The following is a 23,896-nucleotide window of genomic DNA, read 5'->3' as shown; positions in this document are numbered from 1 at the left end:
GCATTTTCCCAGGTCAAGCCCCATTTGGCCGATATTCGCCGTCGGTCTGAACGTATCCGGACGGGCGAAGAACGCCCGTGCCGCACGGCCGACGGGCCGCCCCTGGACCCAAGCGGAATCCGCGGGCCGGGGCCGCGTGACCAATACCGGCCAAATCTTCCTGGCGGGCGTTCCGTACGCTGCCGAGCATGATCGATTCACGTACACATGTCCGCGTCGCCCGGCCCTCCCTGGACCTCGCGGCCGCCGAGCGGTTCTACGTCGACGGGCTCGGGCTGGAAGTGCAGTGGCGCAGCGCCGGGAGCGTGCCCGGTGAGCACGACCTGCTGATGGTCGGACCGGCCGGCGGCGGCTGGCACTTCGAGCTCACCCGTGACGCCGCGAACCCGGTCCTGCCGGCGCCGACCGTCGACGACCTGTTCGTGGTGTACCTGGGCGAGACCCCCGACGAGGCACTGGTGCAGCGCCTCGTCGAGCACGGCGGGACCCGGGTCGCCGCCCACAACCCGTACTGGGACGAGTGGGGGGTCACGATCGCCGACCCCGACGGCTACCGGCTGGTGCTCTGCTCCCGTACTTGGGGTTAGTCCACGGCGGTGGCGGCGGTCGTCCAGAGGTGCTTGACCACCGCCCACAGGCGGTGGCCGGAGCCGCCGTCGTCGGACACCGTGACCGTGGGGGCGTGCGGGGCGCGGGACGCCGCGGGGGCCGAGAAGGCGCCGTGGGCGAGGAAGGCGCCTCCCACGACCAGGACGGCCGAAGCGATGATCAGGACGAAACGCCGGGTCCGGATGCTGGCCATGGGAATGCTCCTCGAAGGGCGACGGGCGGAGGGTGAAGGGGGTACCGGTGAGCCGGTATCTCCATTCAGCCCCCGCGGCCGGATCTGGTCACGTCGCTGAAGTTCGGGGCTTGACAGGCCGGGCCGGGTCAGTCGGCGGCCCAGAACTGGGCCAGGGCCGACTGCTTGTACGGGGCCGGGGTCACGCTCAGGTCCCCCGCGAAGGGGCGGTCCAGAGCCACCACCAGGAGGAGGCTGAAGCCGATCAGCCCGGCCACCGCCGACACGAAGAGCAGCTGCATCTTCAGGCTGCGCAGCCCGAACAGGAAGGTGAGCGGGACGATCACGAGCGCGCCCCCGTACACCAGCACCTGGAGCAGGATCGGCAGTGAGGTCTCGGCCATCGTGATGCGGGCCCGGCGCTGCGCGGCGACGTCGTTGAGGCGGGTGACGGCCTCGGCGTAGAAGGTCTCGGCGCGGGTGCCCTGCGGCTCGTACGCCTGGAGGGCCTCGTAGAGGGCGTGCGTCTGCGCGCCGGTCGCGTCGTAGCTCGGCTCGCCCTCGCGCATCAGGGGCCACTGGATCTCGACGACGGCGTGGGCGTACGCGCTGACCGCCCGGTTCACCCGGGCGCGGTCGGCGGGCGGGAAGGCGTCGGCGCTGCGGACGACGAGGGCCAGGTCGGTGGCCTCGTTGGCGACGATGTTCTGGGTGTTCTCCAGCTGCGTCCACAGGGTGACGACGACGAAGGCGAGGATGATGCCGTAGATCGCGCCGAACATGCCGAGCGCGACCCCGACCATCTCGTTGTGGTCGCCCTGGGCCAGGTGCGGGAAGCGGCGGCGGGCGGCCACGCTCCCGATCACGGCGAGGCCGGTGAGGCCGCCGACCAGCAGGACGGCGATGACGAGGGTGCTGAGGTGGTTGAGGAGCCAGAGGATCATGCCCTGCTCAACGAGCGGCGCCGCCCGGGAGCCCGGCCTCCTGGGCGTCGATGAGCTCGTCCCAGTGTTCCCGGGTCCACTCGCACGCCGCGTCCAGCGGGCCCAGGAGGCCGCGGCCGAGCGGGGTGAGGGCGTAGTCGACGCGGCGCTCGGGGGTCTCGTGCTCGGTGCGGGTGACGAAGCCGTCCCGCTCCAGCCCGCGCAGCGACTGCGTCAGGGACTTGGCGGTGATGCCGCGCAGGGGGACCTTGAGCTCCGAGAAGCGACGGGGGCCGCCCTCCAGGCAGCGCAGGATCAGCGTGGCCCACTTGTCGCCGATCCGGAACGGGACCAGGGGCGACGGGCAGACGGGGTCGAACATCTCCGGGTCGAGGGGTTCGCTCGATGCGCTCGGCGCGCGGAGTTCGCTCGGTTCGATCATGATCCTCACGGTAGGCCGGTATCCGATCGGTAACCAGGCCCTTTCCTACGCTGCCCGGCATGACGAACGACAGCGGGAAGAAGAAGCTCATCGTGTTCGGGGCGGGCGGCCGGGTCGGCCGGGCCGTGGTCGCCGAGGCGCGGGCCCGGGGATACGGGGTCACGGAGGCGGGCCGGGCCGACGGGAACGTGACGTCGGCGGCGGACGTGGCGCGGCTGGCGGCGGGGCACGACGCGGCGGTGGTCGCGGTGTACGACGCGCAGGCGGTGCCCGGGGAGTTCTTCCCCGCCGTCGGCCGCGCGCTGGCGGCGGGGCTCCCGCGGGCCGGGGTGGGGCGGCTGGTGGTGGTCGGGCTGGCCTCCGTACTGGCCACGGAGGCGGGCGCTCCGCTGATGGACACGCCGGGGTACCCGCAGGAGTGGCGGGGCTTCTGCGTCGGCCACGCGGCCGGGACCGAGGCCCTGCGGGCGGCGGCTCCGGCGGGGCTGGACTGGGCGGTGCTGAGCCCGGCCGGGGACTTCGGCGAGGGGCCGGAGGCGGGGGCCGGGGCCCGCGGGTACGCCTTCGCCGCGGCGGAGGCGGCGAGCCGGATCACGCACGCGGACTTCGCCCGCGCCGTGGTCGAGGAGGCCACCGCCCCGACCCGGCACGCCGAGCACGCGGGGGTGGGGCCGGTATGACGGACAGCCCGGTCCCCTGGGTCGCCGACCACATCCGCCGCTTCGAGGAGACCGCCGGGCAGCCGCGGCCGGGGATCTCGGACCTGCTGCTGACCACGCGGGGCCGGAAGTCGGGACTGCAGCGCCGCACGGCCCTGGCCTACGTCCGGGACCCGGACGCGGAGCCGGGCGCGGACCCGGGGGCGGACTCGGGGGCGGACCCTGGGGCGGGCGCGTACGTCCTGACGGCCTCGAACGCGGGCGGCGACCGCCACCCGGTCTGGTACCTCAACCTGGCCGCCGACCCGGCCGTCACCCTCCAGGTCGGCGCCGAGACCTTCCCGGCGACGGCCCGCCGCGCCACCCGGGCCGAGGCGGAGCGCCTGTGGCCGGCGGTGGTGGCCGCGATGCCCTCGTACGCGGCCTACCGGGACGCGACGGCCCGCGAGATCCCGCTGGTGCTGGTCACCCGTGCCGGCGGCTGAGGTCACTCGACCTTCGGGGTCTTGGGGAGGCCCGCGGTCAGGGCCGAGCCGGCGCCCTTGAGGGAGGAGTCGGTGGCCTGGGTGGCGGACCCGGCCGCCTGGGCGGTCACGCCCACCGCGGTCTTGGTGTCCTGCACGGTGTGGCCGGGGTGGTTGACGATGCCGCCGACGCGCTCGACGATCGGCGGGCCCTCGACGGCGGGCTCGTCGGCGTGCGCGGCGACGGGGGTGAGTGCGAGTGCGGCGCCGCCGGAGACGACCAGGGCGGCGAGGGTGCGCTTCAAGGCGTTCATGCCCCACCCAACGACCCCGCCGCACCCCGGGTCACCGCCCGCGCGGTACTCGGGCCGTGAAACCGGGTCCCGCGAAACGGGACGTGGAACGGCCCGGAACGCCCGCGGCCCCGGATCGGGGGAATCGATCCGGGGCCGTGGGCATGACTCAGCAGGTGGGGCGGGGGTGGGTCAGTCCTCGACCACCAGGGCCGGGGTGGACTTCGTCAGGACCTGGCCGCGGAAGAAGGCCGGGCTGCGGCGCTCGGTGACGAACATGATCACCAGGCCGAGGGCCAGCAGGCCGACGCCGATGATGAAGACGCTGCCGACGCCGAGGACCGTGGAGCCGGAGCCGTAGGACGGGTCCCACATGTCGAAGAGGGTCTTGCAGAAGACCGCGGCCAGCAGCACACCGCCGAGGACCGGGAAGACGCCCTTGAAGAACAGGTCGCGGGCCGAGCGGCGCAGCTCGCCCCGGAAGTACCAGGCGCAGGCGAAGGCGGTCAGCGAGTAGTAGAAGCAGATCATCAGGCCGAGCGCGAAGATCGTGTCGGTCAGGACGTTCTCGCTGACCAGGGTCATCACCGTGTAGAAGACGCCGGTCGCGACGCCCGCCATGACGGTGGCGCGGCCCGGGGTCTTGAAGCGCGGGTGGACCTTGGCGTAGGAGGGCGGCAGGGCCTCGTACGTCGACATGGCGAGGACCGTGCGGGCCACCGGGATGAAGGTGGTCTGCAGGGAGGCGGCGGCGGAGGCCAGGACGGCCACGAAGAGCAGGATGCCGAGGACCGGGCCCATGACGGGGCCGGCGAGGGCCGCGAAGACGTTGTCGGAGGTCTCCTCGTTGGCGAGGCCGAGGCCCGCGCCGCCGGAGCCGACGGCCATCTGGGCGGCGATGCCCGTGGCCAGGTAGGAGCCGACCAGGACGATCATCGCGATGAGCGAGGCGCGGCCGGGGGTCTTGGCGGAGCCGGTGGTCTCCTCGTTGGTGGCCAGGCACGCGTCCCAGCCCCAGTACATGAAGATCGACAGCGAGAGGCCGGCGGTGAAGGCCGCCATGGACTCGACCGCGAAGGGGTTCATCCAGGACCAGGAGAAGTCCAGGCCGGTGTCGAAGGTGCCGGCCGAGGCCTTCTGGAAGGCCATGGCGACGAAGATGGCCAGCACGACGAGCTGGAGGCCGACGAGGGCGTACTGGACACCCTTGGTGGCGGTCATGCCGCGGTAGCTGATCGCGGTCGCGAGGGCGATCAGGGTGAGGCAGGTGGCGATGTGGACGAGCTTGTTGTCGTCCAGGGCGGAGATCGACGGATTGTTCGTGATCTCACCGGCCAGCAGCCAGAAGTACGACGTGGCGACGCCCGCGAGGTTGGAGAGCACGATGATCGTGGCGATCACCAGGCCCCAGCCGCACATCCAGCCGATCCGCGGGCCGAAGGCCTTGACCGTCCAGGTGAAGGAGGTGCCGCAGTCCGGCATGGCCTTGTTGAGTTCGCGGTAGGCGAAGGCGACCAGGAGCATCGGCAGGAAGCCGGCGAGGAAGATCGCGGGCATCTGCATGCCGACCTCACCGGCGGTGGAGCCGAGGGTCGAGGTCAGGCAGTAGACGGGGGCGACGGTGGAGATGCCGATGACGGCGCTTCCCACCAGTCCGACGGAACCCTTGCCGAGGCCCTTGCCGCGAACGTCGCCCTCGGCAACGCCGCTTACCGTGTCTCCGGCCTGAGGCCGAACGTCCAGCTGAGTCATGGGTCAGGACGTTAGAGGGTGCGTTTTCCACATCTGGACGATCGAACTCCGGAATCGAAGGCCGCCACATGCCTTGGAATCCTGAGACCGACCCCGTTCACAAGCACTTAATACAAGGTTCACTTCCGCATGCGCCCATGCTTCGCCAGGCCCGGCAGAGAAGCTTTCGGCATGCGGAAACCGCAGCCATGTCCGTTTTGGGCGTTTTCAAAGTTTCCCTCGTGACTTTGCGGTGACCAGTGGTAACGGGGGTGGCGACGGGTTTGCCGTGGACATGCCCACCGCCCTAGAGTCGCCGCCGTTCAAGGTCGTTTACACGGGGGACGAAGACGCACATGCGCACCACCACAGCACTCCTGGCCTCGGCCACGGCCGTCGCCGCTCTGCTCACGCTCACCGCCTGCGGCGGGGACGGCGACGGGTCGCCCGTCGTCGGGATCGGCTCAGGCTCCGGTGCGGACGCGGGCACCGGCGCCGTCACCGACGGCGGCCCCAACGAGGGCACCCTGGACAACCCCACCAAGAACGGCGGGGTCAACGGGAACGCACCCAAGGACGGCACGGCCTTCCAGAAGCTGCCCAAGGCGGGCACCATGGCCGCGGCCGCCCGGTTCATCAACGACTACACCCCTTGCGACCCGGTCAGCCGCACCCCTGCCGACGGCAAGGCGAGCGAGGGCCCGGACACCGCGTTCGGCCCGGCCTTCTCCGTCACCGAGACCGGCTACTGCGGCAGGCGGGGCGTCACCACCATCGTCCTGATCAAGGACCCCAAAGCCTTCCAGACGGCCTTCAAGGCCGAGGTCGACGCGAAGAAGGGCAGTGGGAACTCCAACAGCGGCATCGTCGTCGGTCAGGACTTCGCCATGGGCTCCGAGAGCTCGGACGCCATGAGCGCCCTGCTGGAACCGCAGGCGGGACTGCTCATGCTCAACTGCCACCCGGACTTCAACCCGCCGAGCGGCTACCGCAAGGAGCCGGCGCTGGTGAAGGGCTGTGTCCTGACGGACTACTACAAGGACTGAGCGGCAAGGACCGAGCGGCACCGGACGGGTCAACGCCCCGGAGCCGGAGCCACCGGACCGGAGCCACCGGACCCGGGGCGGCCGGGCCCGGCGCCACCCGCCCGGGGCCACCCGACCGGAGCCACCGGACCGGGCCACCGGACCCGGGGCGGCCGGACCGGGGCGGGATCCGCGAGACTTGGCCCATGCCCACGGCCGATGAGCTCCTCAGCGCGGACACCGTCACCACCCTGGCCCGACTGCTCGCCCGCGCGGGCGGCCGCCGGGCCTCGCCCGCCCTGCGCGCCCGCGCCGACGCCCTCGACGGGCTGACGTACAGCGGCCGCGTCGCCGCCGTCCGCGACGCCGTGCTCGCCGACCTCCCCGCCGACTGGCCCGCCTTCGAGGCCGTCGTACGCACCGCCCTCGCCGAACCCGGCTTCGAGGGGTGGATGACCTTCCCCGTCAACGAGGCCGTCGCCGTCCGCGGGCTGGAGGTGTTCGAGCCCGGGCTGGCCCTGCTGCACGACCTCACCTCCCGGCTGACCGCGGAATCCGCAGTACGGCCCTTCCTGCGCACCGACCCGGCCCGCGCCCTGGCCGTCGTACAGGAGTGGACGGCCGACCCGGACCCGCACGTCCGCCGCCTCGCCAGCGAGGGCACCCGGCCCCGGCTGCCGTGGGCCCCGCAGCTGCCCGCCTTCGTCGCCGACCCGCGACCGGCCCTGCCCGTGCTGGACGCCCTCCACCGCGACGGGTCCGAGTACGTCCGCCGCTCCGTCTCCAACCACCTCAACGACATCAGCCGCGACCACCCCGCCCTCGCGGTCGAGACCGCCGCCCGCTGGCTGGCGAAGCCCACCGCCACCACGGACCGCGTCGTACGGCACGGTCTGCGCACCCTGATCAAGGCCGGGCGGCCCGAGGCGCTGACCCTGCTCGGGCACTCCCCCGACGCGCCGGTCACCGTGAGCGGGCCCGTGGTCACCACCCCGCGGGTCACCGTCGGCGAGTACCTCGTCTTCGACTACGCGGTCACCAACACCGGCGTGCTCCCGGCCGAGCTGGTCGTCGACTACGTCGTGCACCACACCAAGGCCAACGGCACCCGCACCCCCAAGGTGTTCAAGCTCGTCACCCGCGCGCTGGCCCCCGGCGAGACCCTCACCGGCACCAAGCGGCACTCCTTCAAGCCGATCACCACCCGCCGCTACCACTCCGGTGAGCACCTGGTGCAGCTCCAGATCAACGGCCGGGTCCGCGGCGAGGCCGTTTTCTCGCTGGACGCCAGATGATCACTGCGGCATGCTGCGGGCCATGACCTACGGAATCGAGTCCCACCCCGCCCGATGAGCGTCCGCGACGAGCGCGAGCCGCTCGCCCCCCGGACGACCTCCCTGTACGACTACGCCCTCTTCCGTCACGGCATCGAGCCGGAGGGCCGGGTCCCGCGCCGCGGCTATCCGCTGCCCGAGGGATCCCCGCCGGAACCCGGCCGCCCCCGCATGCCCTGGAAACAGGCGCAGGCCGAAGTGAGCTCCGCGCTCACCCCCCTGCTGGCCGACACCGACCCCGTCCGGGCCGCCGAGGCCGTCCACCGGCGGGCCGACGCCCTCGGCATGCCCTCCCGCGCCCTGTGCGCGGCCGCCGCCCGGCTGCCGCTCGCGGACGAGGACGCCGCCCGGCGCACCGCCCGGCAGCTGACCCGTACCGGCACCACCCCGGCCGCCGTCGGCGTCGGCCTCGGCCTCCTGACCCGTCTCGGCGAACCCGAGGACGTGCCCTGCTTGAAGGTCCTCGGCCTGCTGAGCAGCTTCGGGCCGGCCGCCGACGCGCTCGACCCGCTCGACCGGCAGGCGGCCGCCCAGCTGGTGATCCGTGGCCGGGACCGGTCCGAGCAGCTGACCCCGCTCGTCGGGGCGATCGCCACCGGCGACGCGGAGGCCGTCCGGGCCGCGCTGGTCGCGGTGCCCGACGAACCACGGGCCCTGCTCTCCGCCCGGCGCATCGCCGAGGCCGCCGACCTGCACGGGCTGCTGCGCGCCCGCCCCGTGGACCCCGAACTGCTGGCCCTGACGGGCCGCCTGCTGCACCGGATGTCCCGTGATGTGGGGCGCCGGGCCGAGATCCTCGACTACCTGTCGGCCACCAACGTGTACGCGTACTTCGTCGGGTACGCCGACCGGCTGCCCCCGACCCCGGAGCTCCACGAGCTGCTCCTCTCGATCGCCCTCGACCTGCACAGCGGGCCCGCCGCACTGCTGGACTGGCGGCCCCACCGGCGGGAGGCGCTGCTCGGCGGCCTGGAGCGACTGCTGGCCGGACCCGCGTGGGCCCTCGGACCCGACGCACCGTCCGGGGGCGAGGACCCCGCTCCGGCAGCGGAGCGGCGGCGCGCGGACTGGATCCGGCGTACCGGGCGCAAACCGTTCGCCGGTACGGCGGCGAGGGACTCGCACCCGCGCTGGGAGGTGGCCGTGGTCCACGACGCCGCGGACTCGAACTCCGTCGAGACCCGGATCCTGGTGGACGGGCTCCCGCTGCTGCCCGCGCTGTTCGGGAAGGGGCCGGGCCTCCCTCCCGAGCACCTGGTCGACCGCGGCGAATTTCGCGCCGGGCCGGAGCCCCGCGAGGTGCTGCTCGCCGAGGCGGAGTGCACCGAAGGCTGCTGCGGCGCGCTGTACGTGACGATCCGCCGGGACGGCCCCGAGGTGGTCTGGGACGGCTGGCGCGGGGCGGTGGGCCCGCAACCGCCCCCGTACCGCTTCGACGCCGCCGCCTACGACGCCGAGGTCGAACGCGCCGAGCGGGACCACTCCTGGTGCTGGCCGGCCCGGCGCACGGCGCGGCTGATCGCGGCCGGTCTGCGGGAGCGGCCGGAGCTGCTGAGCCGGTGGGACCTCTCCGCCAACTGGATCGCCACCGACTGGGACGATCCGCACACGTCGGTGCTGTGGCTCGTGTTCACTCCCCCGGACGGCGCCCTGGGGCCGGAAGGGACCCCGCTGCGGCTGTACTTCGAGTGGCGCCTGCCCGACGACGGCACCCCGCCCGAGGAGCTGACGGCAGCCGCGCTGGACCGGATCGGGAGGTCCGACCCGAAGGGCTTCGCCCGCCTCCGGCGGGGCAGCAGCGAACTCGCCGCGTCCCTCGGCTACAGCTGGTCGGACGGGTCCGGCCAGGACGCGTAGGAACGCGACGGCCGGCCGGGGAGCGTACCCCCGGCCGGCCGTTGCCGCGCTTCGGCCCGGCTCGGCCCGCCTCAGCCCGTCCAGACGATCGACTGCATCTCGCTGTAGGCGTGCAGGGCGTACGAGCCCACGTCCCGGCCCACCCCGCTGCGCTTGAAGCCGCCGAACGGCGCCTCCATGTTCCGGCCGATGGTGTTCACGCCGACCCCGCCCGCCCGCAGCCGCCGCGCCACGCGGAACGCGCGCGCCGAGTCCCCGGACCACACGTAGCTCAGCAGCCCGAAGTCGCTGTCGTTGGCGAGCCGGATCGCCTCTTCCTCGTCGCCGTCGAAGGGGACCACCACGACCACCGGGCCGAAGATCTCCTCACGGACCACCCGCATGTCGTTCGTGCAGTCGACCAGCAGGGTCGGGGCCACGTAGAAGCCGCGGCCGTCCCCGACCACCGGGCGCTCGCCGCCGTACGCGATCCGCGCCCCCTCCTTCCTCCCCAGCTCGACGTACGACTCCACGCGGTCGCGGTGCGCCGCCGAGATCACCGGGCCGACCACCGTGCCGGCCGCCGCCGGGTCGCCGACCTGCATGAAGGCCAGGTAGCCGGTGAGCTTCTCGATCAGGCGGTCGTAGACGGACCGGTGCGCGATCACCCGGGTCGGGGCCGTGCAGATCTGCCCGGAGTAGAAGGAGAAGGTCGTCCCGATCCCCATCACCGCGGCGTCCAGGTCCGCGTCCTCGAAGACGATCGCCGCGCCCTTGCCGCCCAGCTCCATCAGCTGCCGCTTCATGGACCGGCCGCAGACCTCCGCGATGCGCTGCCCGACGGCCGTGGAACCGGTGAAGGACACCATGTCCACGTACGGCGAATCCACCGCTGCCTCGCCGACCTCCACCGACTGGCCGCCCACGACGTTCACCACGCCCGCCGGCACCCCGGCCTCGTGCAGGGCGTCGGCCATCCGGAACACCGACAGCGGGTCCTGCGGCGCGGGCTTGACCACCACCGTGTTGCCCATGGCCAGGGCGGGGGCCACCTTGCCCGCCGGGTTCGCCCACGGGTTGTTGTAGGAGGTGATGCAGGTGACCACGCCGACCGGCTGGCGCACCTCCAGCGCGCCCAGGATGCTCGCACGCCCCATCGGCCCGGCCTCCGTGACCTGCGGGGGCAGGCCCTTCTCGACCGGATCGAGGGCCCCTTTGGCGTACCGCCGGAAGCGGGTGACCCCGACCCCGACCTGCATGCCGCGCGCGATGCCGGTCGGTGCACCCGTCTCGGCCCGGGCCAGCGCCGACCACGGCTCGAACTCCCGCTGCATGATGTCCGCGGCCCGGTCCAGGATCGCCGCGCGCGCCTCGGGCGTCGTACGGGACCAGCTCTCCAAGGCCCCGGCCGCGGCGCACGCCGCCTCCTCGACCTGTGCGCGCGAGGCCTCGGGCGCGAGCCCGACCACCGACTCGTCGGCCGGGTTGATCACCTCGTAGTGGCCGCCGGCGGGCTCCACCCACTCGCCGCCGACGTAGAGCCGCTGCGGCACGTCGGTCATCGGGTGCTCACCGTCCTCGTGTCCCGGCCGGACCGGAGCACGATGCCCGGCACGGCGCCCGTCACTTCGTCGTCGCGGATGGTCTCCACGCCGTTGACCCGTACGGAGACGATGCCGATGGCCCGGGCGTCCAGCCGCGGGCTGTCGCCGGGCAGGTCGTGGACCAGGGTCGCGGGTCCGGCCTCGATGCGCTCCGGGTCGAAGAGGACCAGGTCCGCGTGGAAGCCCTCGGCGAGGCGGCCGCGTTCGCGCAGCCCGAACAGCCGGGCCGGGTCGTCCGTGAGCATCCGTACCGCCTGCTCCAGCGGGACCAGCTTGCGGCCGCGCAGGCAGTCGCCGATGAACCGGGTCGTGTACGGGGCTCCGCACATCCGGTCCAGGTGCGCGCCCGCGTCGGAGCCGCCGAGCATGACGTCCTCGTGCTGCCAGGTCTCCTGGCGCAGGGACCAGCTCGCCGGATCGTTGTCGGTGGGCATCGGCCAGAGCACGGTGCGCAGGTCGTCGTTGGCGCAGATCTCCACCAGGCAGTGGAAGGGGTCCTGGCCGCGTTCGGCGGCGATGTCGTTCACGACGCGGCCGGAGAGGCCCTCGTTCTCCTTGCTGTACGTGTCCCCGATGACGTACCGCCCGAAGTTGGCGAGGCGCCGGAAGACTCCGGCCTCCTTGCTGTCGGCGTGGCGGAGCATCTCGGTCCGGACGTCGGCGTCGCGGAGCTTCTCGATCCGCTCGGGGACGGGCAGGCCGAGGACCTCGCCCCAGCCGGGGATGAGGTTGAGGGCGCAGAAGGTTCCGAGCGACATGTTCATGGGGGTGAGGATCGGCATGGTCAGCGCGACGATCCGGCCGCCGGCCTTGCGGGCGCGCTCGCTGGCGATCAGCTGGCGCGGGACCCGTTCGGGGACGGAGGCGTCGATGGTGAGGACGTTCCAGTTGAGCGGCCTTCCGGCGGCGGCGCTCATCTCCACGAAGAGGTCGATCTCGTCGTCCGAGAACTGGTCGAGGCAGCCGGCGACGATCGCCTCGAGCTGGGTGCCCTCGTGCTCGGCGACGGCCTTCGACAGCGCGAGCAGCTCGGCGGGCCGGGCGTGGCGCGAGGCGACGGGGGCGCCGGATCCGTCGGAGTGGGTGGAGGACTGGGTGGTGGACAGGCCCCAGGCGCCGGCGTTCATGGCGTCGTGGAAGAGGTCGAGCATCTGTTGCATCTGCTCGGGGGTGGGCTGGCCGCCGACGGCGTCCTCGCCCATCACGTGCCGGCGCAGGGCACAGTGGCCGACCATGAAGCCGGCGTTGACGGCGATCCGGCCGTCCAGGGCGTCGAGGTACTCGCCGAAGGTGGACCAGGTCCAGTCGACGCCCTCCTCCAGGGCCTTGAGGGCCATGCCCTCGACCTTGCTCATCATGCGGCGGGTGTAGTCGGCGTCCTCGGGGCGGGCGGGGTTCAGGGGCGCCAGGGTGAAGCCGCAGTTGCCGCCGGCGACGGTGGTCACTCCGTGGTTCATGGAGGGCGTGGCGTAGGGGTCCCAGAAGAGCTGGGCGTCGTAGTGGGTGTGGGGGTCGATGAAGCCGGGGGTGAGGACGAGCCCGGTGGCGTCCTCGGTGGTGCGGGCCTCTTCGGTGACGGTGCCGGGCTCGGCGATGACGGCGATGCGGCCGTCGCGTATGCCGAGGTCTGCGACGCGGGCGGGGGAGCCGGTGCCGTCCACGACGGTCGCTCCGCGAATGAGGTGGTCGAGCATGCGGTTCCCTTCGGGGTGCGGGTGCGGGTGCGGGTGCTGCGGCTGCTTCGGGCCGTCCCGGTCCCTCGGCGGGGTACGGCCGCCCTGACGGTCCGGGTACTGCGACTGCGACTGCGGCTGCGCCGGGCGGTGCGGGGCCGGCCGGAGCACGTCCGGCAGGCCGCTGCCGAACGCGTTCCGGCCGTTCCCCTCCGGGGGCGGGCGGTCCGGGAAGACGCCACCCCCGTCCTGGGCCCACCCGTCCCCGGGTGGGGTCCCGGCCCGCCCCGGCCGAACCGGTCCCGGGCCATGGCCCGTTCGCGGTCCCGTGCGGGATCGGTCCCGGGCCCGTTCGCGGACCGGCGCGAGTTCGGGTCCGGGACCGGGCCGGGGTCGCGGGCCGAGCCCGGGAGCCCGGTTCGGGTCCGAACCCCGGGCGGGGTGCCGGGCCGCGCCCGGGTCCGGGCGGAGCCCCGCCGAACCGGTCCAGGGCCCGTTCGCGGTCCGGTGCGGGATCGGGTCCGCGACCCTCGCGGGGTTCCGGGCCGAGCCCGTTGCCGGTTCAGGTCCGAACCCCGGGCGGGGTGCCGGGCCGCGCCCGGGTCCGGGCGGAGCCCCGCCGAACCGGTCCAGGGCCCGTTCGCGGTCCGGTGCGGGATCGGGTCCGCGACCCTCGCGGGGTTCCGGGCCGAGCCCGTTGCCCGGTTCAGGTCCGAACCCCGGGCGGGTGAGGACTCGGTGGGGCTGCCGGGCTCCGCGCTACGCGGACTGGCGGAAGCGGGTCGTGCGGTGGATCGGGTCCGTGTCGATGTGGGGGATCACGTGCTCGCCGATCAGCTTGATCGTCGTCATCGTGTCCTCGGGCGAGACCCCGGTCGGCAGACCGAAGGACAGCTGGTCCGCCCCCGCCTGCTCCCACCGCTTGCACTGCGCCCGGACCTCGGAGGGGTCGCCGCAGATCAGCAGTTCCTCCGCGATCAGCAGTTCGATGATCTCCGCGTTGTACTCCGGCAGGGTCTCGGGCCACTGCGGGATCGCCTCGGGCCGCGGGAAGGTGTCGTGGTAGCGGAAGACCAGCGACTGGAAGCGGTTCATGTTGGCGTTGACGGCGATCTCGACGGCCTTGTCGTGCGTCTCGGCACAGATCGCGGTCGAGGTGACCATCACGTTGTCGTTGACGAAGGCGCCGATGGCCTTCGCCTCCCGGATGGCCGTCTTGTACTGGTCGAGCACCCACTCCATGTCGGAGACCTTCTGCACGCTGAAGCCCAGCACGCCGAGGCCCTTCTTCGCCGCCATCGCGTACGAGGACGGCGACCCGGCGGCGTACCACATGGCCGGGTGGGCCTTCCCGTACGGCTTGGGGAAGATCTTCCGCGGCGGCAGGGACCAGTGCTTGCCCTGGAACCCCTCGTATTCCTCCTGGAGGAACATCTTGGGGAACTCCGCGATGGTCTCCTCCCAGATCTCCTTGGTGCCGTTCATGTCCTCGATGCCCGGCAGGAAGCCGAGGATCTCGTGGCTGCCCGCGCCGCGGCCGGTGCCGAACTCGAAGCGGCCCCGGGAGAGGTGGTCGAGCATGGCGACCTTCTCGGCCACCTTGACCGGGTGGTTCACCGGGGCGAGCGGGTTGAAGATGCCGGAGCCGAGGTGGATGCGCTCGGTGGCGTGGGCGAGGTACCCGAGGAACACCTCGTTCGCCGACAGGTGCGAGTACTCCTCCAGGAAGTGGTGCTCGGAGGCCCAGGCGTATTTGAAGCCGGACCTGTCCGCCTGTATGACGTACTCGGTCTCCTCGATCAGCGCCTTGTGCTCTGCCTCGGGGTCGACCTTGGACCGCGCCTCAGGCACGTATCCCTGCACAAAGAGCCCGAATTCCAAGGGGTTCACCGTCCTTTGGTTTCTGACGTTGCGTCAGATTTGATGCCTCGACTGTTCCACCGCCGGGGTGCGAGCGTCAATACCTGACGCTCCCTCAGAGAATGCTGACGCCCGCCATCCAGCCGCCGTCGATCACGAACGGCTGGCCGGTGATGTACGAGGAGTCCTCGCCCGTCAGGAAGAGCGCCAGCTTCGCGATCTCCTCCGGCTGACCGACCCGCCCCATCGGGACCACCCGCTTGTAGAGCTCGGCCATCGCGTCCCTGGCCTCGTCGGTCATGTTCGCCGGGTCCAGCAGGCCGGGGTTGGCCATCGGGGTGTCCACGGCGCCCGGGCACATCGCGTTGACCCGGATCCCCTTGGCCGCCAGCTCCAGCGCGGCCACCCGGGTCAGGCCGAGGATCGCCGCCTTGGTGGCGGCGTAGGTGCCGACGTACGCCATGCCCGTCAGGCCCGTGTACGAGGAGGTGTTGACGATGGTGCCGCCGCCGGCCGCCTCGATCTCGGGGGCCACCGTCTTGATGCCGAGGAAGGCGCCCACCTGGTTGACCTGGACCACCTGCTGGAACTCCTCCAGCGGGGTGGCGGTCAGCTCGTTGAAGCGCAGGATGCCCGCGTTGTTGACCAGGCCGTCGATCGGGCCGAAGGTCTCCTTCGCAACGGCAATCGCGGCCGCCCAGTCCCCCTCGCGGCTCACGTCCATCCGCACGTACCGCGCCCGGTCCTCACCGATGTCCTTGGCCACCGCCGCGCCCTGCTCGTCCAGCACGTCGCCGAGGAGCACCCTGGCGCCCTCGGCGGCGAAGAGCCGGGCCTCCTGCTCGCCCTGGCCGCGTGCCGCGCCGGTGATGATGACGACGCGCCCGTCCAGCTTGCCCATGGTCGTTCAGCCCCTAGTCGTTGAGGAGGGGGGCCACCTCGGCCCCGAAAGCGGTGATCTGGTCGACGAGTTCGGCCCGGTCGCGGCTGCGGAAGCGGACCTGGATCTGGTCCACGCCCAGCGCCTTGTACTCCCGCAGGGACTCGGCGAGCGCCTCCGCCTTGCCGGTGAGGGTGCGGCGGCCCGTGTCCCAGCCGGGCTCGCCGACGTACAGGGCCTCGGTGATCGCGCCGATCTCGAAGGGGCCGGCCGCCCCGGCCTCGGCGCGCAGTTCCCCGATACGGGCGATCTGCGCCGGGAGCCGGTCGCGCGGGTCGCCCTGAGGGAGCCAGCCGTCCCCGCGGACCGCGGCGCGGCGCACGGCGGCGGGCGAGGAGCCGCCCACCCAGACGGGGATCCGCTCCTGAGCGGGCCGGGGCAGCTGGCCGAGGTCCTTGAAGGAGAACGACTCGCCCTCGAACTCCGGGTACTCCTCGGGCCCCAGCGCCACCCGCAGCGCGTCCAGGGTCTCGTCGAGGACGGCCCCGCGGCGCGCGAAGTCCACCCCGAGGATCTCGAACTCCTCCTGCACGTGCCCGGCGCCCACCCCGAGGATCAGCCGGCCGCCGGAGAGGTGGTCGAGCGTGGCGTACTGCTTGGCGCTGATCAGCGGGTGGCGCAGGCCCAGGATCGCGACGTGGCTCAGCAGCCGCACGCGTTCGGTGATGCCGGCGAGGAAGGACAGGGTCGCCACCGGGTCGTACCAGACGGTGCTCATGGGGCCGGCGAGCCGCCGCGGAACGGCCACGTGGTCGCAGGTGGCCACGTACCCGAAGCCGGCCCGGTCGGCGGCCCGCGCGATCTCGGCGAGATCGACGGCGGCGGCCGAGGCCTCCCAGGGTTCGGCGTAGATGGTGCTCTGCGACTGGACCGGGAGCTGCATCCCGTAGACCAGCCGACCTTCCGGAAATACGCGCGCCATGGCGGGCCCGCCTCGCCTTCGTCTGCCGAATCGTCCTATCGGTGCCGGGCCATCGTCGTAGCTGACGAATCGTCAGACAAGAGGTGCGACACATCCACGGCCCGCCTCGGCCCGAACAGGACGGGAATTCCCCCTTCGCACCTGCATACGGCCGCCGCACCCCCGGGCGGGCCGGGGCCCTGCTTCGAGCAGCAGCGGTTCGGGCCGTTCCCCTCGCCCCTTCCCCTCGCTAGGGTGCGCGCGTGGATCTGATGCTCACGCTGGTCAGCGGGATCGCCTGGACGGTCGTGTACGTGGAGGCGATCCGCGTCGGGCTGCGGGACCGGACGTACGCGATGCCCGTCGCCGCGCTCGCGCTCAACTTCGCCTGGGAGTCGACCTACGCGGTCCGCGAGTTCTCCGCCGGGGTCTCTCCGCAGGGCGTGGTCAACGTGGTGTGGGCGGTGGCCGACCTGGTGATCGTCTACACCTATCTGCGCTTCGGGCGGGCCGAGCTGCCCGGCTTCGTGACCCGGCCGCTGTTCGCGACCTGGTCCGTCCTGGTGTTCGGTACGGGCTTCGCCGTGCAGTGGCTGTTCCTCGCGCATTTCGGGATGCACGACGCGACCCGGTACTCGGCGTTCCTGCAGAACCTGCTGATGTCCGGGCTGTTCATCGCCCTGTACGCCGCCCGGCAGGGACCGCACGGGCAGTCCCTGACCATCGCCGTCGCCAAATGGCTGGGGACGCTCGCCCCGACCCTGCTGTTCGGGGTGCTGGAGGACGAACCGTTCATCCTCGGGCTCGGGATCCTCTGCAGCGTCTTCGACCTCGCCTACATCGGGCTGCTGCTGCGCCCCCGGTTCGCCCGGATCAGAAGCCTTCCGGCCCCATCACGATGACCGGCTTCGCCGCCGGGTCGAGGGTCTCCAGGACCTTCTTCATGGCCTCCTTCGGGATGCCGACGCAGCCCTGCGAGGGGCCGTCGTGGTCCACGTGCAGCCAGATGTTGCCGCCCTTGTCCTCCCCGTCCGGCTTGACCGGGTCCAGCGGGGACTTGCCCGGCCTGCGGTTGAAGTCGATGGCGACGACGTAGTCGAAGGAGCCCGCCAGGGACTCCCCGTTCACCCCGAGGCCCGTCGCGACGAAGCCGCTGTCCTGGTCGTACGGGAGCCGGGTGCCGGGCGGCTTCGGCAGCAGGCCGCCCGCGTCGGTGAGCGCGAAGACGCCCTGCGGGGAGGTCAGGTCGCCGTAGGTGCGTTCGGTGGACCAGCCCTTGGCCCCGTTGCGCGCGGGCCAGCTGTCGGCCCGGACCCAGACGGCGCCGGCCGCGGGGCGGGTGTAGAGGGTGGCGGTGGACTCCGAGGAGTCGTCGGCCCGGCCGGTGACCAGGATGAGCTGGAGGGACTCGGCCGGGATCCGGGCCCGGGTCTGCTCGCTGATCCCGGTCAGGCCCTGGAGGGCGGCGACCCGCTCGGCGTCGGCCTTGGCGGCCCGCTGCGCGTCACGCGCGGCACGGTCCTCGGCCTGCGGCCGGGCATCCGCGCGGGCCTGCGGCCGGGCGGCGCCGGCGGCCTGGTCCGCGTCCTGGGCCACGTACACCCAGCCGGCCGTGAAGGTCGCCAGGCCGAGGGCGGCGGCGAAGGCCACCCGGCGGGTACGGGTCCTGCGGGGCGGGCGGGAGCGGGCTCGGGCGTGCTTGCTCATTCGTCCGACCGTACATCAGCAGGCCCGCGGAGCCCGGGTGGCTACGGTGTGCGCGCCTCGTCGGACACCGGGAAGCGGACGCGCACCGTGAGGCCGCCCGCCGGCCCCGGATTGGCCTCGGCCACCAGCTCCGCCCCGTGCGCCCGTGCGATCGACGCCACGATCGACAGCCCCAACCCGGCCCCCTCACCTGCGGTGTGCTGCCGTTCGGCGCGCCTGCGGAAGGGCTCCAGGAGCCCCGGCACGTCGGCCGGATCGATCACCGGGCCGGTGTTCGACACCGTCAGTTCCCCCTCGGGGGACGTGGAGACGGTGATCCGGCCGCCCGCGCGGTTGTGACGCACTGCATTGACCAACAGGTTCCGCAGGAGGTGCCCCAGCAGGGTCCCGTCGCCCTGCACGGTCAGCGGCGCGAGGGTTCGTACGACGGTCAGCCCCTGCTGCGGACAGGCCGCCAGCTCGGCCGCCGCGAGCACCGCCAGGTCCACCGGACCGGTGGACTCCAGCCCCTGCTCCGAGACGGCGAGCAGCAGCAGGGACTCGATGAGGTGCTCGCTGGAGTCGGCGACCCCGATCAGCTTGGCCCGGATCCGGGCGACCTTCTCCGGCGACGGGTCCCCCGCCAGCCCGATCTCGGCCGCCGCCCGCTGCACGGCCAGCGGGGTGCGCAGTTCGTGCGCCGCGTTCGCCGCGAACCGCCGTTGTGCGGAGACCAGCTGCTCCATCCGGCCCAGCATGGCGTCGAAGGTGTCGGCCAGCTGCTTGAGCTCGCCGGGCGGGGCGTCGAGGGAGATCCGCTCGTCCAGGTTCTCCCCGGACAGGCGGCGCGCGGTCTCGGTGATGACGCCCACGGGGCGCAGCACCCGGCCGGCCATCCACCAGGCGAGCCAGATCGACAGCACGGCGAAGACGGCCAGCGCGAGGAGGGAGTACATCAGCAGCCGGTGCCGGGTGGCGTCGGTGACGGCGTCCGAGAGGTTCTGGGTGTACGCGTAGCTCTTGAGCTGCTCGGGGGTGGGGGCCTGACCGGGGGGCAGGGCCTTCGCCGGTTCGCAGGGGCAGCCCGGCGTGAGGGTCCGGCCGGGGACGGGCGCCCAGGGCGACTGGACGGCGTAGGCCGGGCTGACGGTCCGTACGGCCCCGCTGACGCTCGCGTAGAGGCCCTGGCCGACCAGCAGGTACACCAGCGCGACCAGGCCGCCGCCCGCGAGGAGCAGCAGCGAGCCGTACAGGGCGGTGAGGCGTCCGCGCTCGGTCCGCAGCAGTCCCCACACCCGGCGGCCCCACACCCGCAGAGCCCGCGGCGGACGACCCCGCCACGGACGACGGCCGCTCATCCCGTGCCCGCTTACCCCGTGCCCGCTCACCCCGTGCCCGCTCACCGGGCGGCGATCCGGTAGCCCGCGCCCGGCACGGTCTCGATCAGCGGCGGCTCGCCCAGCTTGGCGCGGAGCTTGCTGAGGGTGACGCGGACGGCGTTGGTGGAGTAGCTGGTGTCCTGCTCCCACACCTGCTCGATCAGGTCGTCGTTGCTGACGACGGCGCCCTCGGCGCGCAGCAGCGTCTCCAGCACGGCGAACTCCTTGCGGGACAGCGCGAGCCGGTGCCCGTCTCGGGTGGCGCTGCGCCGGGCGGTGTCGACGGCGATCCCGGCGCGCTCCAGGACGGGCGGCAGGGCGGGGCGGGCCCGCCGGCCCAGGGCCAGCACCCGGGCGAGCAGCTCGTCGTAGGCGAAGGGCTTGGTGAGGTAGTCGTCGGCGCCGAGACCGAGGCCCTCGACGCGGTCCCGTACGGTCCCGGACGCGGTCAGCATGAGGACGCGGGTCAGCAGCCGTTCGCGCACGACCTGCCGGCAGACCTCGTCGCCGTGCAGGCCGGGCAGGTCGCGGTCCAGGACGAGGACGTCGTACTCGCCCAGCCGCAGCCGCTGCAGGGCCTCCGGGCCGTCGCTCGCCTCGTCGACGGCGAGCGCGTCGCGGCGCAGCCCCTCGGCGATCATCTCCCGGAGGAATTCCTCGTCCTCCACCACCAGTACGCGCATGGCGTCCTCTTTACCGGAGATCGGTATTTCGCCGTTGTAAGCAGGGTGCGAGAGGGAAGCGAAAGCCCCTTTCACCGCAGGCTCGGGCCCATGAAGCGATCCCTGATCATGACCACGGCCGCGGTCGTCACCGGGCTGACCCTGTTCGCCACCGCCTGCGCGAACGACTCGTCGGCGGGGAAGAAGGACACCTCCGGGGGCGCCGGCGGCGGCTCCGAAACGGTGGCCGACAACGCCGTGAAGATGCGCCAGTGCCTGCGCGAGCACGGCATAGACGTGCCCGACCCCGAGCCCGGCCAGGACCCGCGCGGGATGACGCTGGGCGGGGACGCCGACCCGCAGAAGATGCAGGAGGCCATGAAGGCCTGCGGGATGAGCACCGGGAGCGGCAAGGAGCCCACGCAGGAGGAGAAGGACAAGGAGCTGGAGTGGATCCGGTGCATGCGCGAGAACGGGGTCGCCCTCAAGGACCCTGAGTACAACGGCGGCATGAAGAGCGCCACCGAGATCCCCAAGGGGCAGGAGAAGGCCTTCGAGGAGGCCCAGAAGAAGTGCGACACGGCCCGATGAGCAAACGGGCCAAGTGGCTGCTGGGCTCGCTGGCTGCCGTACTGGCCGTCTCGGGCGGCGGCTGGGCCGTCATGGCGCAGCCGCAGGGCGACCCGGACGGGCAGGAGCGGCGCGCGGCCGGCGGGCTGCCGCCGGCCACGGCGCCGGTCAAGCGCGGCGACCTCAGCTCGGGCCTCCAGGTGGAGGGCACCCTCGGCTACGCGCAGGAGCGCAAGCTCAACGCGGGCGGGCCGGGCGTGCTGACCTGGATCGCGGGCGCGGGGTCGGCGGTGGAGCGGGACGGGAAGCTCTACGAGGTCAACGGCCGGGCGGTGCGGCTCATGTACGGGTCCACTCCCATGTACCGGCCGCTGAAGTCCGGTGACAAGGGCGAGGACGTCAAGCAGCTCAAGCGGAACCTTCAGGCCCTCGGGTACGGGAGCGGGCTCGACCCGCAGGACGGCGCCTTCACGGCGGGTACGGCCGCCGCGGTCAAGCGCTGGCAGAAGGCGCACAAGGCGGCGGAGACGGGCGAGGTCGGCAAGGAGGACGTCGCCTTCGCCTCGGGACCGCAGCGGGTGCGCGCGAACGACGCGGCGGTCGGTGACGAGCCGGGGCCCGGCAAGCCGGTGCTGACGGTCACGGGCACCGAGCGGATCGTCCGCTTCCAGCTGGACGCGGCCAAGGCGGGCGCGGCGAAGTCCGGCGACCCGGTGACCGTACGGCTGCCGGGAGGCGGCAGCGCCACCGGGCGGATCGACTCGGTGGGCGGGTCCGCCCAGCCCGACGAGAAGGGCGACGGCGGCGCGGGCGGCCCGGGCGGCGGCGACAAGAAGGCCAAGGTCGAGGTGATGGTCACCTTCGACAAGCCCGCCGAGGTGAACGCCCCGGACCAGTCCCCGGTGACCGTCGCCCTGACCGGCGAGACCCGCAAGGGCGTGCTCTCCGTACCGGTCAACGCGCTGCTCGCGCTCGCGGGCGGCGGCTTCGGCGTCCAGGTCGTGGAGGACGGCCGGGCCCGCGAGGTCCCGGTCGAGCTGGGCATGTTCGGCAACGGCCGGGTCGAGGTGACCGGCGACGCCCTCAAGGAGGGCATGCAGGTGGGGATCCCGAAGCTGTGACGGCCATGACGACGCATCCGGCGACGCGGCCGGACACGGTCGTGGAGCTGACCGGGGTCACCAAGGAGTACCCGGGCGGGGTCGCGGCCCTGCGCGGGGTCGACCTGACCGTCACCGCCGGGGAACTGCTCGCCATCGTGGGCCCGTCGGGTTCCGGCAAGTCCACCCTGCTGCACATCGTCGGCACCCTGGACCGCCCGACGGCGGGCGGCGTACGGATCGCCGGCTACGACATCGCGGCCCTCTCGGACCGTGCGCTGTCGGCCCTGCGCTCCCGGCACGTCGGCTTCGTCTTCCAGTCCTTCCACCTGGTGCCGGGCATCAGCGCCCGGGCGAACGTCGCCGAGGGGCTGCTGTACAGCGGCCTCTCGCGGGCCGAGCGCCTGCGCCGGGCGGCCGAGGCGCTGGAGCGGGTGGGCCTCGGGGACCGGATGGACCACCGGCCGCACGAGCTGTCCGGCGGGCAGAAGCAGCGGGTGGCGATCGCCCGGGCGGTGGCGGGCGCACCGGACCTGCTGCTGGCCGACGAGCCGACGGGCGCGCTGGACACGGCGTCCGGGGAATCGGTGATGGAGCTGCTGCGCGAGCTGAACCGGGACGGGGCCACCATCGCGGTGATCACCCACGACCAGGAGATCGCGGCGAGCCTGCCGCGGCAGGTGCGGATCCGTGACGGGGAGATCGTGGCGGACCTGCGGAGCCGCGCGGGGGTGGCGTCATGAGCCGCGCGAGGTCCCGTACGGGGTCACGCGCACGGCGGTTGACCCCGCCGAGGCTGTCGCCGCGGGACGTCCTGCACGTCGGATCGGCGGGCCTGCGCTCCCGCCCGATGCGGGTGTTCCTGTCCGCGCTCGGCATCGCCATCGGCATCGCGACGATGATCGCGGTGGTCGGGATCTCCTCCTCCAGCCAGGCCAAACTGCTGCGGGAGCTCGACAAGCTCGGCACCAACATGCTGGTCGCGAAGCCGGGCGAGGGGATGTTCACGGGTCAGGACACCACACTGCCCAAGGACGCCCCCGGCATGATCTCCCGGATCGCGGGGGTCGAGTCGGTCGGCACCACCGGTGACGTGGCCGAGTCCGTGCGCCGGTCGGAGAACATCCCGAAGGGGGAGACGGGCGGCATCGTGCTCAAGGCGGCCAAGGACGATCTGCTGGGCACCCTGCGCGCGCGGATGGCGAGCGGCACCTGGCTCAACGCGGTCACCGGCCGCTACCCCTCGGTGGTCCTCGGGGACGTCTCCGCGCGCCGGCTCGGCATCACCGAACCGGGCCAGCAGGTCTTCATCGGCGGCCGGTACTTCACGGTGATCGGCATCCTGGAGCCGATCCCGCTGGCCCCGGAGATCGAGCGCTCCGCGCTGATCGGGTGGGACGCGGCCGAGCAGCTGCTGGGCTTCGGCGGTCACCCCACGGCGGTGTACGAGCGGTCGGCGGACGACCGGGTGGCGGCGGTCCGCAAGCTGATCCCGCAGACGGCCAACCCGCAGACCCCGAGCGCGGTGCAGGTCAGCGACCCCTCGGCGGCGCTCCAGGCGAAGGCGGCCACGGAGGGCGCGTTCAGCACGCTGCTGCTGGGGCTCGGCGGGATCGCGCTGCTGGTGGGCGGGGTCGGCGTCGCCAACACCATGATCATCTCGGTGCTGGAGCGGCGTCATGAGATCGGTCTGCGGCGGTCCCTGGGCGGCACGAAGGGGCAGATCCGGATCCAGTTCGTGACGGAGTCCCTGCTGCTGTCGGGCCTCGGCGGACTGGCGGGCATCGTCCTGGGCGGAGCGGCCACGGCGGTCTACGCCCGGGCCGGCGACCTGCCCTGGGTCGTCCCGCTCTGGGCCGTGACCGGCGGCTTCGCCTCCACGCTGGTGATCGGCACCCTGGCCGGCCTCTACCCGGCGGTGCGCGCGGCCCGGCTGTCGCCGACGCTGGCGCTGGCGGCGGCGTAGGGGAACGGACCGGGATCGGACCGGGATCGGACCGGGGGACCGGACCGGGATCGGACCCGGGGACCGG

Annotated in this window: 24 protein-coding genes; 11 read left to right on the top strand and 13 right to left on the bottom strand. The window is 72.9% G+C overall.

Annotation, left to right across the window (positions count from 1 at the left end; genetic code table 11):
• Window positions 1-188: 188 nt before the first annotated feature.
• Window positions 189-587 (top strand): VOC family protein, encoded by a 399-nt coding sequence (locus ACGFZK_RS29325; RefSeq protein WP_393851868.1) that lies wholly within the window; start codon window positions 189-191, stop codon window positions 585-587.
• Here the strand turns inward: ACGFZK_RS29325 and ACGFZK_RS29320 are convergent.
• From ACGFZK_RS29320 to ACGFZK_RS29310, 3 genes are all read right to left on the bottom strand, one after another.
• Window positions 584-802 carry a hypothetical protein gene (locus ACGFZK_RS29320; RefSeq protein ID WP_393851867.1) on the bottom strand — a complete coding sequence of 73 codons (219 nt, stop codon included), beginning with the start codon at window positions 800-802 and terminating at the stop codon, window positions 584-586. The genes ACGFZK_RS29325 and ACGFZK_RS29320 overlap by 4 nt on opposite strands.
• Window positions 803-930: 128 nt before the next feature.
• On the bottom strand, window positions 931-1,725 hold the full coding sequence (locus ACGFZK_RS29315) for a DUF4239 domain-containing protein (RefSeq protein ID WP_393851866.1): 795 nt from the start codon (window positions 1,723-1,725) through the stop codon (window positions 931-933).
• A 7-nt stretch (window positions 1,726-1,732) separates the two neighbouring features.
• Window positions 1,733-2,146: a winged helix-turn-helix transcriptional regulator gene (locus tag ACGFZK_RS29310; protein WP_393851865.1), complete on the bottom strand. Its 414-nt coding sequence runs from the start codon at window positions 2,144-2,146 to the stop codon at window positions 1,733-1,735.
• 59 nt (window positions 2,147-2,205) lie between these two features.
• Between ACGFZK_RS29310 and ACGFZK_RS29305 the strand changes: the two genes are divergently transcribed.
• Together ACGFZK_RS29305 and ACGFZK_RS29300 are read left to right on the top strand one after the other, a co-directional pair.
• Window positions 2,206-2,826, top strand: coding sequence for an NAD(P)-dependent oxidoreductase (locus ACGFZK_RS29305; protein WP_393851864.1), 621 nt, complete (start codon window positions 2,206-2,208; stop codon window positions 2,824-2,826).
• On the top strand, window positions 2,823-3,290 hold the full coding sequence (locus ACGFZK_RS29300) for a nitroreductase/quinone reductase family protein (protein WP_393851863.1): 468 nt from the start codon (window positions 2,823-2,825) through the stop codon (window positions 3,288-3,290). Before ACGFZK_RS29305 ends, ACGFZK_RS29300 begins: the two co-directional genes overlap by 4 nt.
• Window positions 3,291-3,292: 2 nt before the next feature.
• Here ACGFZK_RS29300 and ACGFZK_RS29295 read toward each other — a convergent pair whose 3' ends face one another.
• Both ACGFZK_RS29295 and ACGFZK_RS29290 read right to left on the bottom strand, forming a co-directional pair.
• Window positions 3,293-3,583 carry a hypothetical protein gene (locus tag ACGFZK_RS29295; protein WP_393851862.1) on the bottom strand — a complete coding sequence of 97 codons (291 nt, stop codon included), beginning with the start codon at window positions 3,581-3,583 and terminating at the stop codon, window positions 3,293-3,295.
• 171 nt (window positions 3,584-3,754) lie between these two features.
• Window positions 3,755-5,314, bottom strand: a complete 1,560-nt coding sequence (locus ACGFZK_RS29290) for an APC family permease (RefSeq protein WP_393851861.1) — start codon at window positions 5,312-5,314, stop codon at window positions 3,755-3,757.
• A 335-nt stretch (window positions 5,315-5,649) separates the two neighbouring features.
• Between ACGFZK_RS29290 and ACGFZK_RS29285 the strand changes: the two genes are divergently transcribed.
• The 3 genes from ACGFZK_RS29285 to ACGFZK_RS29275 all read left to right on the top strand — a co-directional run bounded on the left by ACGFZK_RS29285 (window position 5,650) and on the right by ACGFZK_RS29275 (window position 9,509).
• Window positions 5,650-6,339, top strand: coding sequence for a hypothetical protein (locus ACGFZK_RS29285; protein WP_393851860.1), 690 nt, complete (start codon window positions 5,650-5,652; stop codon window positions 6,337-6,339).
• Window positions 6,340-6,524: 185 nt separating this feature from the next.
• Window positions 6,525-7,613: a DNA alkylation repair protein gene (locus ACGFZK_RS29280; RefSeq protein WP_393851859.1), complete on the top strand. Its 1,089-nt coding sequence runs from the start codon at window positions 6,525-6,527 to the stop codon at window positions 7,611-7,613.
• A 54-nt stretch (window positions 7,614-7,667) separates the two neighbouring features.
• Window positions 7,668-9,509, top strand: a complete 1,842-nt coding sequence (locus ACGFZK_RS29275; RefSeq protein WP_393851858.1) for a hypothetical protein — start codon at window positions 7,668-7,670, stop codon at window positions 9,507-9,509.
• A gap of 71 nt (window positions 9,510-9,580) precedes the next feature.
• Here ACGFZK_RS29275 and ACGFZK_RS29270 read toward each other — a convergent pair whose 3' ends face one another.
• From ACGFZK_RS29270 to ACGFZK_RS29250, 5 genes are all read right to left on the bottom strand, one after another.
• Window positions 9,581-11,050: an aldehyde dehydrogenase family protein gene (locus tag ACGFZK_RS29270; RefSeq protein ID WP_393851857.1), complete on the bottom strand. Its 1,470-nt coding sequence runs from the start codon at window positions 11,048-11,050 to the stop codon at window positions 9,581-9,583.
• Complete coding sequence (locus ACGFZK_RS29265; protein ID WP_393851856.1) at window positions 11,047-12,786, bottom strand: amidohydrolase family protein; 1,740 nt, start codon at window positions 12,784-12,786, stop codon at window positions 11,047-11,049. The genes ACGFZK_RS29270 and ACGFZK_RS29265 overlap by 4 nt, the downstream gene beginning before the upstream one ends.
• A gap of 738 nt (window positions 12,787-13,524) precedes the next feature.
• On the bottom strand, window positions 13,525-14,646 hold the full coding sequence (locus ACGFZK_RS29260; protein ID WP_393851950.1) for an LLM class flavin-dependent oxidoreductase: 1,122 nt from the start codon (window positions 14,644-14,646) through the stop codon (window positions 13,525-13,527).
• Between the two features lie 94 nt (window positions 14,647-14,740).
• The gene (locus tag ACGFZK_RS29255; RefSeq protein ID WP_393851855.1) at window positions 14,741-15,526 is read right to left on the bottom strand and encodes an SDR family NAD(P)-dependent oxidoreductase; all 786 of its coding nucleotides are present in this window, start codon (window positions 15,524-15,526) and stop codon (window positions 14,741-14,743) included.
• A 13-nt stretch (window positions 15,527-15,539) separates the two neighbouring features.
• Complete coding sequence (locus ACGFZK_RS29250; protein WP_393851854.1) at window positions 15,540-16,487, bottom strand: LLM class F420-dependent oxidoreductase; 948 nt, start codon at window positions 16,485-16,487, stop codon at window positions 15,540-15,542.
• 251 nt (window positions 16,488-16,738) lie between these two features.
• Between ACGFZK_RS29250 and ACGFZK_RS29245 the strand changes: the two genes are divergently transcribed.
• Window positions 16,739-17,368 (top strand): hypothetical protein, encoded by a 630-nt coding sequence (locus tag ACGFZK_RS29245; RefSeq protein ID WP_393851949.1) that lies wholly within the window; start codon window positions 16,739-16,741, stop codon window positions 17,366-17,368.
• Here the strand turns inward: ACGFZK_RS29245 and ACGFZK_RS29240 are convergent.
• The 3 genes from ACGFZK_RS29240 to ACGFZK_RS29230 all read right to left on the bottom strand — a co-directional run bounded on the left by ACGFZK_RS29240 (window position 17,340) and on the right by ACGFZK_RS29230 (window position 20,214).
• Entirely contained in the window at window positions 17,340-18,173 is an 834-nt protein-coding gene (locus ACGFZK_RS29240) for a hypothetical protein (RefSeq protein ID WP_393851853.1), read from the bottom strand. The two genes, ACGFZK_RS29245 and ACGFZK_RS29240, sit on opposite strands and share 29 nt — an antisense overlap.
• Before the next feature lie 41 nt (window positions 18,174-18,214).
• Window positions 18,215-19,435 (bottom strand): ATP-binding protein, encoded by a 1,221-nt coding sequence (locus ACGFZK_RS29235; protein ID WP_393851948.1) that lies wholly within the window; start codon window positions 19,433-19,435, stop codon window positions 18,215-18,217.
• A 116-nt stretch (window positions 19,436-19,551) separates the two neighbouring features.
• Complete coding sequence (locus tag ACGFZK_RS29230; protein ID WP_393851852.1) at window positions 19,552-20,214, bottom strand: response regulator transcription factor; 663 nt, start codon at window positions 20,212-20,214, stop codon at window positions 19,552-19,554.
• A gap of 90 nt (window positions 20,215-20,304) precedes the next feature.
• On the opposite strand from ACGFZK_RS29230, the gene ACGFZK_RS29225 reads away from it, so the two are divergent.
• Genes ACGFZK_RS29225 through ACGFZK_RS29210 form a run of 4 tightly spaced genes read left to right on the top strand, consistent with a single transcriptional unit; the run spans window position 20,305 to window position 23,829 of the window.
• Window positions 20,305-20,784 carry a hypothetical protein gene (locus ACGFZK_RS29225; protein ID WP_393851851.1) on the top strand — a complete coding sequence of 160 codons (480 nt, stop codon included), beginning with the start codon at window positions 20,305-20,307 and terminating at the stop codon, window positions 20,782-20,784.
• Window positions 20,781-21,884, top strand: a complete 1,104-nt coding sequence (locus tag ACGFZK_RS29220) for a peptidoglycan-binding protein (protein WP_393851850.1) — start codon at window positions 20,781-20,783, stop codon at window positions 21,882-21,884. The genes ACGFZK_RS29225 and ACGFZK_RS29220 overlap by 4 nt, the downstream gene beginning before the upstream one ends.
• 5 nt (window positions 21,885-21,889) lie before the next feature.
• Complete coding sequence (locus ACGFZK_RS29215; protein ID WP_393851849.1) at window positions 21,890-22,606, top strand: ABC transporter ATP-binding protein; 717 nt, start codon at window positions 21,890-21,892, stop codon at window positions 22,604-22,606.
• Window positions 22,603-23,829 carry an ABC transporter permease gene (locus ACGFZK_RS29210; RefSeq protein ID WP_393851848.1) on the top strand — a complete coding sequence of 409 codons (1,227 nt, stop codon included), beginning with the start codon at window positions 22,603-22,605 and terminating at the stop codon, window positions 23,827-23,829. The genes ACGFZK_RS29215 and ACGFZK_RS29210 overlap by 4 nt, the downstream gene beginning before the upstream one ends.
• The last annotated feature ends 67 nt before the right edge of the window (window positions 23,830-23,896 follow it).

Source organism: Streptomyces sp. NPDC048257 (genome assembly GCF_043201855.1).
In the GTDB taxonomy this organism is placed as follows: Bacteria; Actinomycetota; Actinomycetes; order Streptomycetales; family Streptomycetaceae; genus Streptomyces.
The sequence above is the reverse complement of the archived record's forward strand: the minus strand, read 5'-3'. Positions and strand labels throughout refer to the sequence as shown.

Excerpts from the sequence above, each read along its gene's own strand:
- ACGFZK_RS29325 (WP_393851868.1), top strand. The coding sequence starts at position 189 with ATGATCGATTCACGTACACATGTCCGCGTCGCCCGGCCCTCCCTGGAC.
- ACGFZK_RS29255 (WP_393851855.1), bottom strand. The coding sequence starts at position 15,526 with ATGGGCAAGCTGGACGGGCGCGTCGTCATCATCACCGGCGCGGCACGC.
- ACGFZK_RS29315 (WP_393851866.1), bottom strand. The coding sequence starts at position 1,725 with ATGATCCTCTGGCTCCTCAACCACCTCAGCACCCTCGTCATCGCCGTC.
- ACGFZK_RS29220 (WP_393851850.1), top strand. The coding sequence starts at position 20,781 with ATGAGCAAACGGGCCAAGTGGCTGCTGGGCTCGCTGGCTGCCGTACTG.
- ACGFZK_RS29285 (WP_393851860.1), top strand. The coding sequence starts at position 5,650 with ATGCGCACCACCACAGCACTCCTGGCCTCGGCCACGGCCGTCGCCGCT.
- ACGFZK_RS29240 (WP_393851853.1), bottom strand. The coding sequence starts at position 18,173 with ATGAGCAAGCACGCCCGAGCCCGCTCCCGCCCGCCCCGCAGGACCCGT.
- ACGFZK_RS29225 (WP_393851851.1), top strand. The coding sequence starts at position 20,305 with ATGAAGCGATCCCTGATCATGACCACGGCCGCGGTCGTCACCGGGCTG.
- ACGFZK_RS29300 (WP_393851863.1), top strand. The coding sequence starts at position 2,823 with ATGACGGACAGCCCGGTCCCCTGGGTCGCCGACCACATCCGCCGCTTC.
- ACGFZK_RS29250 (WP_393851854.1), bottom strand. The coding sequence starts at position 16,487 with ATGGCGCGCGTATTTCCGGAAGGTCGGCTGGTCTACGGGATGCAGCTC.
- ACGFZK_RS29310 (WP_393851865.1), bottom strand. The coding sequence starts at position 2,146 with ATGATCGAACCGAGCGAACTCCGCGCGCCGAGCGCATCGAGCGAACCC.
- ACGFZK_RS29230 (WP_393851852.1), bottom strand. The coding sequence starts at position 20,214 with ATGCGCGTACTGGTGGTGGAGGACGAGGAATTCCTCCGGGAGATGATC.
- ACGFZK_RS29280 (WP_393851859.1), top strand. The coding sequence starts at position 6,525 with ATGCCCACGGCCGATGAGCTCCTCAGCGCGGACACCGTCACCACCCTG.
- ACGFZK_RS29320 (WP_393851867.1), bottom strand. The coding sequence starts at position 802 with ATGGCCAGCATCCGGACCCGGCGTTTCGTCCTGATCATCGCTTCGGCC.
- ACGFZK_RS29210 (WP_393851848.1), top strand. The coding sequence starts at position 22,603 with ATGAGCCGCGCGAGGTCCCGTACGGGGTCACGCGCACGGCGGTTGACC.
- ACGFZK_RS29305 (WP_393851864.1), top strand. The coding sequence starts at position 2,206 with ATGACGAACGACAGCGGGAAGAAGAAGCTCATCGTGTTCGGGGCGGGC.
- ACGFZK_RS29265 (WP_393851856.1), bottom strand. The coding sequence starts at position 12,786 with ATGCTCGACCACCTCATTCGCGGAGCGACCGTCGTGGACGGCACCGGC.
- ACGFZK_RS29270 (WP_393851857.1), bottom strand. The coding sequence starts at position 11,050 with ATGACCGACGTGCCGCAGCGGCTCTACGTCGGCGGCGAGTGGGTGGAG.
- ACGFZK_RS29215 (WP_393851849.1), top strand. The coding sequence starts at position 21,890 with ATGACGACGCATCCGGCGACGCGGCCGGACACGGTCGTGGAGCTGACC.
- ACGFZK_RS29275 (WP_393851858.1), top strand. The coding sequence starts at position 7,668 with ATGAGCGTCCGCGACGAGCGCGAGCCGCTCGCCCCCCGGACGACCTCC.
- ACGFZK_RS29290 (WP_393851861.1), bottom strand. The coding sequence starts at position 5,314 with ATGACTCAGCTGGACGTTCGGCCTCAGGCCGGAGACACGGTAAGCGGC.
- ACGFZK_RS29245 (WP_393851949.1), top strand. The coding sequence starts at position 16,739 with ATGCTCACGCTGGTCAGCGGGATCGCCTGGACGGTCGTGTACGTGGAG.
- ACGFZK_RS29295 (WP_393851862.1), bottom strand. The coding sequence starts at position 3,583 with ATGAACGCCTTGAAGCGCACCCTCGCCGCCCTGGTCGTCTCCGGCGGC.